Raw genomic sequence first — 11,536 nt, 5'->3', positions numbered from 1 at the left:
GGCCCCGTACGGAGGCCCGGTGGCCGTCGGGGATGACGTCAGTCGCCCGTGGCACCGTCCAGGCACTCCCGGATCAGGTCGGCGTGCCCGTTGTGGCGGGGGGGCCCCCCCCTCACGTGGGGGGGGGGGCCGGGCCGGGGGGGGCGGGCCCCCCCGCGGGCGGGGGTTTCCCGCCCCCCCGCCGCCGCGGGCCGCGCGGCCCCGCCGCGTCGCCCGCCCAGCCGGCCGCCCCCGCGAAGCCCGCCGCCGCGGCTCCCGCTGCTCCGGCCGCCAAGCCCGCCGCCGCGCCGGCCAAGCCGGCGGCCCAGCCGCAGGCGAAGGCCGCCGCGCCCGCCGCGTCCTCGAAGGACGCCGCCGCCGCGGCCCCCGAGGGCCCCGAGCTGGTGACCCTGCGCGGCCCGGCCGCCGCGGTCGCGAAGAACATGAACGCCTCGCTGGAGCTGCCCACGGCCACGTCCGTGCGCGCCGTCCCGGTGAAGCTGCTGTTCGACAACCGCATCGTCATCAACAACCACCTCAAGCGCGCCCGGGGCGGGAAGATCTCCTTCACGCACCTGATCGGCTACGCGATGGTGCAGGCCATCAAGGCCATGCCGACGATGAACTACGCCTTCGGCGAGAAGGACGGCAAGCCGACCCTCGTCAAGCCGGCGCACGTCAACCTCGGCCTCGCCATCGACCTGGTCAAGCCCAACGGCGACCGCCAGCTGGTCGTCGCGGCGATCAAGAAGGCCGAGACGCTGAACTTCTTCGAGTTCTGGCAGGCCTACGAGGACATCGTCCGCCGCGCCCGCGACGGCAAGCTGACGATGGACGACTTCTCCGGCGTCACGGTCTCCCTGACCAACCCCGGCGGCCTCGGCACCGTCCACTCGGTGCCGCGCCTGATGCCCGGCCAGTCGGTCATCATGGGCGTCGGCTCCATGGACTACCCCGCGGAGTTCCAGGGCACCAGCCAGGACACCCTGAACAAGCTCGGCATCTCGAAGGTCATGACGCTCACGTCGACCTACGACCACCGGGTCATCCAGGGCGCCGCCTCCGGCGAGTTCCTGCGCCAGGTCGCCAACCTGCTCCTCGGCGAGAACGGCTTCTACGACGAGATCTTCAAGGCGCTGCGCATCCCCTACGAGCCGGTCCGCTGGCTCAAGGACATCGACGCCAGCCACGACGACGACGTCACCAAGGCCGCCCGCGTCTTCGAGCTGATCCACTCCTACCGGGTCCGCGGCCACGTCATGGCCGACACCGACCCGCTGGAGTACCAGCAGCGCAAGCACCCCGACCTGGACATCACCGAGCACGGGCTCACCCTGTGGGACCTGGAGCGCGAGTTCGCGGTCGGCGGCTTCGCCGGCAAGTCCCTGATGAAGCTGCGCGACATCCTCGGCGTGCTGCGCGACTCGTACTGCCGCACCACCGGCATCGAGTTCATGCACATCCAGGACCCGAAGCAGCGCAAGTGGATCCAGGACCGCATCGAGCGCTCGCACACCAAGCCGGAGCGCGAGGAGCAGCTGCGCATCCTGCGCCGGCTGAACGCGGCGGAGGCCTTCGAGACCTTCCTGCAGACGAAGTACGTCGGCCAGAAGCGCTTCTCCCTGGAGGGCGGCGAGTCCGTCATCCCGCTGCTCGACGCGGTCATCGACTCGGCCGCCGAGTCGCGCCTGGACGAGGTCGTCGTCGGCATGGCCCACCGCGGCCGGCTGAACGTGCTGGCCAACGTCGTCGGCAAGTCGTACGCGCAGATCTTCCGCGAGTTCGAGGGCAACCTCGACCCGAAGTCGATGCACGGCTCCGGTGACGTGAAGTACCACCTGGGCGCCGAGGGCACCTTCACCGGCCTGGACGGCGAGCAGATCAAGGTCTCGCTGGTCGCCAACCCCTCCCACCTGGAGGCGGTCGACCCGATCCTGGAGGGCGTCTCGCGCGCCAAGCAGGACATCATCGGCAAGGGCGGCACGGACTTCACCGTCCTGCCGGTGGCGATCCACGGCGACGCGGCCTTCGCGGGCCAGGGCGTGGTGGCCGAGACCCTGAACATGTCGCAGCTGCGCGGCTACCGCACCGGCGGCACCGTCCACGTCGTCATCAACAACCAGGTCGGCTTCACCGCCGCCCCGGAGTCCTCGCGCTCCTCGATGTACGCCACCGACGTGGCCCGCATGATCGAGGCCCCGATCTTCCACGTGAACGGCGACGACCCGGAGGCCTGCGTCCGCGTGGCGCGGCTGGCCTTCGAGTTCCGCCAGGCGTTCAACAAGGACGTGGTGATCGACCTCATCTGCTACCGCCGCCGCGGGCACAACGAGACCGACAACCCGGCCTTCACCCAGCCGCTGATGTACGACCTGATCGACAAGAAGCGCTCGGTGCGCAAGCTCTACACCGAGTCCCTCATCGGTCGCGGCGACATCACCCTGGAAGAGGCCGAGCAGGCGCTCCAGGACTACCAGGGGCAGCTGGAGAAGGTCTTCACCGAGGTCCGCGAGGCCGCCTCCCAGCCGGCCTCCGCCGAGCCCTCGGAGCCGCAGGCCGAGTTCCCGGTCGCGGTGAACACCGCGGTCAGCGCCGAGACGGTCAAGCGGATCGCCGAGTCCCAGGTCAACATCCCCGACCACGTCACCGTGCACCCGCGGCTGCTGCCGCAGCTCCAGCGCCGGGCGGCGATGGTCGAGGACGGCACGATCGACTGGGGCATGGGCGAGACCCTCGCCGTCGGCTCGCTGCTCCTGGAGGGCGTCCCGGTCCGGCTCTCCGGCCAGGACTCGCAGCGCGGCACCTTCGGACAGCGCCACGCGGTCGTCATCGACCGTGAGACGGGCGACGAGTTCACACCGCTGCTGTACCTGTCCGAGGACCAGTCCCGGTACAACGTCTACAACTCGCTGCTCTCCGAGTACGCGGTGATGGGCTTCGAGTACGGCTACTCGCTGGCCCGCCCCGACGCGCTGGTGATGTGGGAGGCGCAGTTCGGCGACTTCGTCAACGGCGCGCAGACGGTCGTGGACGAGTTCATCTCGTCGGCCGAGCAGAAGTGGAACCAGACGAGCGGCGTGACGCTCCTGCTCCCGCACGGCTACGAGGGCCAGGGCCCGGACCACTCCTCGGCCCGCCCCGAGCGCTTCCTCCAGCTCTGCGCGCAGAACAACATGACGGTCGCGATGCCGACCCTGCCGTCGAACTACTTCCACCTCCTGCGGTGGCAGGTGCACAACCCGCACCACAAGCCGCTGGTCGTCTTCACCCCGAAGTCGATGCTGCGTCTGAAGGCCGCGGCCTCGAAGGCGGAGGAGTTCACGACGGGCCAGTTCCGCCCGGTCATCGGCGACGACTCGGTCGACCCGGCCGCCGTCAAGAAGGTCGTCTTCACCGCCGGCAAGGTCTACTACGACCTCGACGCCGAGCGGAAGAAGCGCGGCGTGACCGACACGGCCATCATCCGCATCGAGCGCCTGTACCCGCTGCCGGGTGCCGAGCTCCAGGCGGAGATCGCCAAGTACCCGAACGCCGAGAAGTACCTGTGGGCCCAGGAGGAGCCGGCGAACCAGGGTGCCTGGCCGTTCATCGCGCTCAACCTGATCGACCACCTGGACCTGGCGGTCGGCGCCGACATCCCGCACGGCGAGCGCCTGCGCCGCATCTCGCGCCCGCACGGCTCGTCCCCGGCCGTCGGTTCCGCCAAGCGGCACCAGGCCGAGCAGGAGCAGCTGGTGCGTGAGGTCTTCGAGGCCTGAGGCCTGAGCCCCGCCACCCGACCGAAGAGGCCGGCCCCGTTTCCGGGGCCGGCCTCTTCGCGTCCGCGTACCGCCGCTCAGCCCAGGTAGGGCTCGAAGTCCCAGTACGGGCGGGTGCGCTGACGGGCGGAGAGGGTGTGCGGATGCTGGGCGCCGAGCGTCCGGGTCAGACCCAGCAGCCCGTCCTCCTCCAGCTTCCCGGCCTCCTCGTGCTCCCGGGCGGCCCGCAGGTCGGCTGCCAGGGCGACCTGGCAGGACAGGGTCAGCGGGTGCTCCCCGCCCAGCGTGCGCTGGGCCCGGCGAGCCGTGTCCCGGCCGAGTTCCACCGCGTCGGCGATCCGCCCGTTGAAGTTGCGCGCTCCGGTGGCGCACAGGGCGCAGCCGAGCACCCAGGGATGGTCGGGGCCCAGGGTGGCGGTGAGTCCGGCCAGGGCCGCCTCGAACATCGACATGGCTTCGGCCCGCTCCCCGGCCGCCTGCATGATCAGGCCGGTGTTGGCGAGCATGCCGGTGGCGACGGGGTGGGCGGGCCCGAGCAGCGCCCGGTACCCGGACTCGGCCTCCTCGATGAGCTCGCGGGCGTGACTGAGGTCGCCGTGTTCGCGGAGGTAGTTGCCGTAGTTGGTGAGGAAGGCGAGGGTGCGGTAGTGCTCACGGCCGTGGACCTGGGCCAGCTCGTCCAGCAGGCTCGCCATCTCGGGGCCGATGTCCTGCGTGGGCCCGCCCCCTCTGCGGCGGCTCATCACCAGTTGGGTGCGTGCCCCCAGGGTCTGTGGATGCTGCGGGCCCAGCACCTGCAGATGCAGGCGGACCGCCGGCTCCTGGCGTGCGAGCGCGTCCCGGTAGCGGCCGAGCAGCCTCAGGTCGTGCGTGACGGCGCTCGATGAGTTGAGCGTGCTGATGTGCCGGGCGCGCAGGACGCTCTCGCGAATGCCGTAGTTCTCCAGGTCGAGTTCGTAGGCCTCGGCGAACCGGCCGAGCAGGCGCAGGCTGACACAGAGGTTGTGCCGGGCGACCGTCGTGGCGGTCTCGTTCGGGCCGAGCAGGCGGTCGGTGCCTTCCAGGACCTCGTGCTGCAAGGCGTATGCCTCGTCGTAGCGCCCCAGGTGGCGCAGGCAGCTGACCATCGCCCCCTGGGTGGTCAACTCCGCCAGCGGGTTGGTGCCGGGCGCCGCCTGCAGCCGCTCCAGGACGTCGCGGTCGAGGTCGTACGCCTCTCGGAACCGGCCGCTGACCCGCACCATGGTGCTCTCCTCCCGCGTCAGGTCCAGCATCTGCGGGGAGAGCGGGGGCAGGAACGCGGCCCAGCGCTCCCGGGTCCGCCGGGCCAGGTTCAGGCCGGTGGTGTACTCCCCGCTGCGGTTGCAGTAGCGCAGGCAGTTCAGCACGGTCTCCTGGACCCGGGGCCGGGTGCTGTCGAGCGCGCCCGAGGGCTCCAGGTGCGGCAGCAACTCGGCGTACCGGGGCCAGTTCCGGCTGTCGAGGGGGTTGCCGGGGTCCGCTTCGGCCAGCAGGGTGCGCACCGCTCTGCGGTGGCTGTCACGCTGATCGTCACCGGTCAGCTTGGAGACGATGTCGTGGACCAGCCGGTGCATGTGCACCGACTCCTGGTGTGGTCCCATCTCCAGGCCGGCCGGACCCCGGGTCTCGCGGGTGAGGACCGAGTACTTCACCAAGGTGTCCAGCGCCCGGGACCAGGCGGGCAGATCCGCAGTCATCCAGCGAAGGTTCTCGGGGAGATCGGCATGCGGGTAGGCGCGGATCAGTCCGAGCGGGATGCGCCCGGGGGCGAAGGAGGTGCACAGTCCCAGCACGTCGATGGCCTGCGGCTGGGCCCGGCGGAACCGGTTGAGCAGTATCGACCAGGAGGTCATGGAGGACTGGGGGAAGCCGTCGCCGGTGACGGGCTCGTCGACGGTGGAGAGCCGGCGCTCGCGCACCATCCGCAGGTACTCGGACACCTCCATACCGGACTCACCGAGCCAGGAGGCCGCCTGGACCAGCGGCAGCGGTACATCACCGAACTCGGCGGCGACCTCCTCCGCCTCGGCGGCGCTGATGTGGCCGGCCCTGCGCATCAGGTAGCCGACGGACTCGGCGCGCACGAAGCCGGGGACCTCCACGGCCTCCGTCCGCTCGCTCCAGGCCCGGTTGCGGGACGTGACCAGGACGTGGCCGGTTCCCTGCGGGAGCAGGGAGTCGGCTCCTTCGGTGTCGTCCCAGCCATCGAAGATCACCAGCCACTTCTGGTGCGGGTCGCCACGACGCAGGGCGTTGCGGACCGCGCGAATGCGTTCGCCGGGTTCGCTGCCGCTGCGCAGACCGAGTTCGACCGCGAGTTCGCCGAGACGGTCGCGCTGGATGTTGCGGTCGTCGGAGTTGACCCACCAGACCACGTCGTAGTCGGTGCTGAAGCGGTGCGCGTACTCGGCGGCGAGCTGGGTCTTGCCGATGCCCGACATGCCCAGCAGCGTGCAGGCGGCCGCGCCGCGCTCGGCGTCCGCGAGGCGCTGGTGGACGGTGGTGAGCAGGTCGTCGCGGCCGGTGAAGCGCGGGTTGCGGCGCGGCACCTCGCCCCAGACGTCGCATCGCGTGTCGGGAAAACGGACCCGGGTGGCCGGGGTCCGCGGGGTGGGCAGCGGCGCCAGGCCCAGCCGGGCGAGCAGCCGCTCCTCGAAGGCTTCCTCGCTCAGCGCCCACAGACTGGCCGGTTCCAGTACGGCCGTGGCGGGCAGCAGCGGGCGATTGGTGAGGTTGACGGCGGCAAAGCGGTCGGCGTGCGCGGCGACGAAGCCGCGCAGCGCGTCGTTCCACTCCCCCGGCGGGCGCGGACCCAGCTCGAAGAACCAGTCGCTGAGGACGAGGAGCACGCGCCCGCTGGACAGCAGCAGGTCGCCGAGGGAGTCCTCCAGCGGGATCTCCCGCGGCGGGTCCCAGCGATGAAGTGTGGCCCGTTGGCCGTGGCGTTCCAGGCACTGTTCGATCCACGCCGCCCATGAGCGGTGATAGCCGGGAAAGACAACAAGAATGTGCTCGGAGGCCGTCGCACCGCCCCCGCCGGACCACCGCTTGTCCGCCATCACCGCTCCCTGTCCCGCCGCGTCCGCCGCGCTCGCGCACACGCTAACGCAACGCGGTCACACGCGTGCGCTCCGTCATGTCGAGTTTCGGGCGGCCACGCCGAGACTCTCGTGGTGCCCCTGCATCTCCCGCACGAAACTCCGCCCCGCGCAGGTGAGTTCATCGGATTCACTCAGTACGGCCAAGGCATCCCCGACCTGTTCCCGGTACTGCGCGAAACGTTCGGCGGCCCGCTGTCGCCACTCCTCGGGCACGGCGGCCGCGCGCTCCGCCCGCGACCACAGATCGAGCAGCGCGAGGTGGGCGTAAGCACCCTGGAGCACCGCCGGGACGGGGCGGGGGTCCGGCCGCCACGCCACCCGGTGCAGGGTGCCGCCGGGCCGGCACAGCGCCACGGCCTCGCCGAGGGCCGCCAGTTTGCTGTGGTGGGTCTCGTGCACCAGCGTCTCCGCCAGTTCCGGCGCGTCAGCCGGTCTCTGGGTCAGCACGGCGCCCGGGGCGGCACGGAGCGTCGCCCCGCTCGGGATTCCCGCGCCGCGCACGGTGGCGAGCGGCACGACGGAACGCACCAGCGCGTCCGTCTCGGCGACCCGTCCCGGGTCGGTCGCCGACAGCAACGCGCGAGCCAGACGCCACCGCCCCGCCCACGTGCCGTACTCGGTGCGTGCGCGGTCGGCCGCGGGCGCACTCGCCCCGCCGATGCCCCCGGACGGCACGCGGTAGGGGTCGAGGTCGTCCAGGACCGTGTCACCGCCCGGCAGCTTCCGCAGCGCGCGCCAACCGGTTCCCTCCTCCGGTCCCGGTGGCCCGGCGCCCGGCCGCCTCCGGCGGGGGCGCACGCCGGCGCCGTCGGGGCCCGCCTCCGCGGTGAGCCGGGGTGGCCCCGCTCCGCCGCTCGCCCGGGCCCACCCCGAAGGGCTGCGCAGTACGCCCAGGCCGGGCAGGGCCAGCAGTCCCGAAGGGGCCGCGAGCCTCCCGGACGGCGCCCGGCCGGACCGGACGGCGGCGGCGACGGCGACGCCCCGCAGGTGGGGCAGATGGGCCTCGAAGGCTGTTCCCGGCCGCGCGGCGAGGGCCTCCGTGAGCCAGGCGCCGACCGTGGGGTAGTCGAGGACGTCGCGCACGGCTGCCCCGTCGGCCCGTTCGGCGCGCTCCAGCAGCGCCCAGTCGTCCTCGAAGTCCCGGTGCGCGGCGGGGGACAGCGAGGAACCCTGTCGTTCGACCCGGACCAGGAGGGCCTTGAGGAGCAGCATGCGACGCGCGTGGATCGCGGCACGCAGTGCCGCGGTCGCGGCGGGCAGGGGTCGGGTCCGGGCGAGTGCGACGAAGACGTCGGGCGATACGGGGGACGGAGTCATCCCCCGGACACCCGAGTCGGCGGAGACTCGGCGAGTGGGGCCGAAAACGAGCACTCTCCGGAGCCTTCCGGCATCAGCCGCTCGCTGTCACCGGAATGCCAGACCTGCTGGAACTCGTCGGAGCCGGCCAGTAACCGGTCGACGGCCGCGATGAGTTCCGGATCGTCCATGGCACGCAATGTCCGCAGGTCGGCATCAGTGAGCCCGGGCAGAAGCACGGTCGGTCCGGCGCCCCCGCCGCGACCGGGCGTTCCCATCCCCTGCTCCGCCACCCTCGGCTCCTCCCTGCCCACGTCCCGCCTCGTCCCCTCGCGATGGTTGCCCAGTTCTTCCCGACCGGCCGGAGACGGAAACCCTTCACGGATCAACTGCGCGCAAACTCGGCCGGGTTGGATCGCTCCCCCCAAGGGTGCCAAGGCGGTGAGAGCCGCCTCCACTCCTCCTCGGGCATGGTCCGGGACGGGGCCTCGGGTGTCCGTCCCGCCGCGAGGTCGTCTCCCGCGCGGCGGGTCAGCTCCACGTCGTCCCAGTCGACCTCATGCAGGGATCCCGTGAGCCGCTGCCACTGCTCCCGCGCCGCCCGGTAGGCCGCCCCGGCCGCGCTGGGCCGGCCCAGCAGCACCAGCACCGCTCCGCGCCCGTGCCGGGCCCGTGCCACCGTCACCGGGCCCGGCCCGACCGGGTACGCCTCCCACGCCTCGCGCTCGGCGTTCTCGTACGCGTGCAGCGCCTCGAAGAGCACGGGCGCGCCGGCCCGGTACCACCCTTCGAGCCGCACCCTGCCGAGCTGGAGCCAGGCCTCGGCCCGTACGCCCACGTCGGCCGCCGCCCGCACGGCCTGCCCCAGCAGGTGCCGGCTCTCGAACAGGTCCGGCAGGAAGCCCAGATGCCGGAAGCGCTGGGCGAGGGCGCTGCCCACGAGCGCCTGCAGCCGGCCGCGCTGCGCGGAGCGGGCCGGCAGGTCCTTGAGGGCCTCCCTCAGTACGGACTCCGCGCGGTCCACGAGACCCGCGCCGTCCCCTCGGGACGCCCTGCGCAGCAGCGACTCGCCCCAGGTGGTGAGGAGGCCGCAGCGTACGACGCTCTCCGGCGGTGCGAGCAGCACGGCCGTCTCGTACGCCTCGTCGGCCTCCTGGGCCTCGCCCGCGGTGTCGTGGAACGCGGCGCGGGCGGCGAGGCAGGGCAGCCGCAGGGCGGGGTCGTCACCGGCGGCCCGCTCCGCCCGCAGCAGCGCTTCCCGGGTCGCCTCCTCGTCCGCCGGGTCGCCGCGCAGCGCCCGCGCCAGGTCGAGCAGGGCCCGGCTGCGTACGGGGCCGGGGGCGTCGGACTCGTCGAGCAGGGCGCAGGCCGGGCGCAGGTCGGCGGCGGCCTCGCCGTGGTGCCCCAGGTCGAGCAGGATCCGGCCGCGGCGCAGCAGCCGGGCCCGGTGGACGGCGCGCCAGGTCTCGGTGCGGTGGCGGTCCGAGGCGGGCCCGGCCTCCGTGGGCCCGGAGGCGCGGCGGACGGCCTCGGGCCAGGGGGCGGTGTCGGGGGCCAGGACGTCGAGCGCGGCCAGGAGGCGGTCCGGGTCACCGGTGACGCGCCACAACGCGTGCAGTCCGGCGGCGAGTTCCAGCGCGGAGTCCGCCTGTGCGGGGCTGTTGTCCGGCGCCGTGCGGTGGGCCGTGGCCAGTTCCTCGGTGGCGGCGGCGAGGAGGTCCGCCCGGCGCTCCGGTGCGCGGCCCGCCACCGTGTCGGCCTCGGCACGCAGCACGCGGCCGAGGACCAGCCGGGCCCGTACGCTGTCGTCCTCGTCGGGTGCCGAGGCGGCGTCGGCGGCGGTCCTGGTGGCGGCCCGCACCGCGGCCTCGGCGTGCTCCCGCGCCCGGTGCAGCACGTCCGGGTCGGCCAGCGTGCGCCACTGGCCGAGCAGCCGCTCCGCCTCCGTCAGGGGCTCGGGCGTGACCAGGTCCGGCAGGTAGAAGCGCAGCACCCGGGCGGGGATGCGGGCGAACAGCTCGGCCTCCACGCTGTCCCCGGCGTTCGGCGCGGAGTCGTCGTCCGTGCGCGGCCCGGTGTCGGCGGCCCCGGCGTCGTGCCCGGCGAGGCGGACCGCGGCCAGCGCGGCGAAGTTGCGGGTGCCCTTGCCGAAGCGGCGCTCCACGTAGTCCGAGCAGTGCTTGAGGACGAGTCCGGCCGTGTCCTGGTCGAGCGTGGAGAGCAGCAGGTCCTGCACTCGGCCCGGATAGCTGAAGCACGGCTGTTCTTCGGGGCCGGGCAACCGGCGCAGCAGCCCGCCCAGCAGGACCTCCGCCAGTTCCATGGGGCCGGTGTCGGGGAGCATGGCGCGCTGGACGAGTTGCATGACGGGCAGGGTGAGCGGGGCGGCCGCCAGGTAGACGGCTAGGCGCATCGCCCCCGGCGAGGCGGTCGCCCGGAAGGCGCGGACGAGTTCGTCGTCGGCGCGCGCGACCGTGCCGGCCGGGGCCGCCGGCGCGGGGTGGCGGGTCGTCGGGGCGGCCCAGGCCCGCTCGCTGGTGGGGCCGGTGCCGGCCAGCAGACGCGCCCAGGTCTCGAACGCCTCCGGTGTCGGCTGGAGGACCGGTACCGCCGTGACGGGTGCCTCGGGCTCGTCCCACGGCTCGTCGTCCGGGTGGAAGGTGAGACGGCCGCCGAACTCGGCCGGCCGGACCAGCAGTCCGGGCTCCGCGGGCAGGGCGGTGCGGCCCCACAGGCGGGGTGGCAGCGGCTGGACGATGGCCAGGGGCGAGGAGCGCGGCCACTCCCGCAGCAGCCGTTGCGCCCCGCCGCTCTGCCACAGGGTGCCCACGCAGTCGCTGATCAGCAGGGTGACGGAGCGGCCCGAGGGATCGTGGAGCTCGTCCGGCGAGCGCAGCCGCGGCGGGCGGCCGGGCTCGGCGGCGGGACCGATCGCCGGGCTCCCGGCGGCATCGGCGTACAGATGGTGGACCCGGACGGCGGCGAACGCTCCCGCCTGCTGGCAGGCCTGGCGCAGCTCCTCGACCAGTTGTCCCCACACGGCCATCGCGGGCCCGGTGTCCACCAGGAGGCGGATGTCGCACCGCCTGCTGCGGCCCGGCCGCGGTACGGGCAGGACGAAGCCGGTCACGGCGGCGCGCTCGGCGGTCGCCTCCTCGTCGATGTCGCCGTCCGTGTACTCGGTGCCCGCGACCCGGTAGCGGCTCAGGATGCGCAGGGCCTTCTCCAGGCCGAGGAGGCCGGGCAGCGCGGTGGCGGCGGGGGCGCGCACCGGGAAGGTGGCGTGGGTGCCGCCGCCGTCGGTCCGGCCGGTGGCGGCGCCCGCGGCACGCAGCGGTACCGGGGTGGACGCCCTGGTACCGGGGGTGGTGAGGTCCGGGG

Annotated in this window: 5 protein-coding genes; 1 reads left to right on the top strand and 4 read right to left on the bottom strand. The window is 73.4% G+C overall.

Annotated elements, in window-relative coordinates:
- The first annotated feature begins 32 nt into the window (after positions 1–32).
- Positions 33–3,737, top strand: a complete 3,705-nt coding sequence (locus DMH12_RS33735; protein WP_399189774.1) for a multifunctional oxoglutarate decarboxylase/oxoglutarate dehydrogenase thiamine pyrophosphate-binding subunit/dihydrolipoyllysine-residue succinyltransferase subunit — start codon at positions 33–35, stop codon at positions 3,735–3,737.
- A 77-nt stretch (positions 3,738–3,814) separates the two neighbouring features.
- Here the strand turns inward: DMH12_RS33735 and fxsT are convergent, their stop codons facing one another.
- The 4 genes from fxsT to DMH12_RS39315 form a co-directional block, all read right to left on the bottom strand.
- Entirely contained in the window at positions 3,815–6,817 is a 3,003-nt protein-coding gene (gene fxsT / locus DMH12_RS33730) for an FxSxx-COOH system tetratricopeptide repeat protein (protein ID WP_125495160.1), read from the bottom strand.
- A gap of 75 nt (positions 6,818–6,892) precedes the next feature.
- Positions 6,893–8,176: an aKG-HExxH-type peptide beta-hydroxylase gene (locus DMH12_RS33725; RefSeq protein WP_125495159.1), complete on the bottom strand. Its 1,284-nt coding sequence runs from the start codon at positions 8,174–8,176 to the stop codon at positions 6,893–6,895.
- Positions 8,173–8,448, bottom strand: a complete 276-nt coding sequence (locus DMH12_RS33720) for a hypothetical protein (protein WP_125495158.1) — start codon at positions 8,446–8,448, stop codon at positions 8,173–8,175. The genes DMH12_RS33725 and DMH12_RS33720 overlap by 4 nt, the downstream gene beginning before the upstream one ends.
- Before the next feature lie 92 nt (positions 8,449–8,540).
- The coding region (locus DMH12_RS39315; RefSeq protein WP_185832712.1) for a tetratricopeptide repeat protein at positions 8,541–11,536 on the bottom strand (2,996 nt) is incomplete at its 5' end.

It is taken from the genome of Streptomyces sp. WAC 04229, assembly GCF_003947455.1.
Classification (GTDB): domain Bacteria; phylum Actinomycetota; class Actinomycetes; order Streptomycetales; family Streptomycetaceae; genus Streptomyces.
This window is presented reverse-complemented; position numbering and strand designations above follow the sequence as displayed.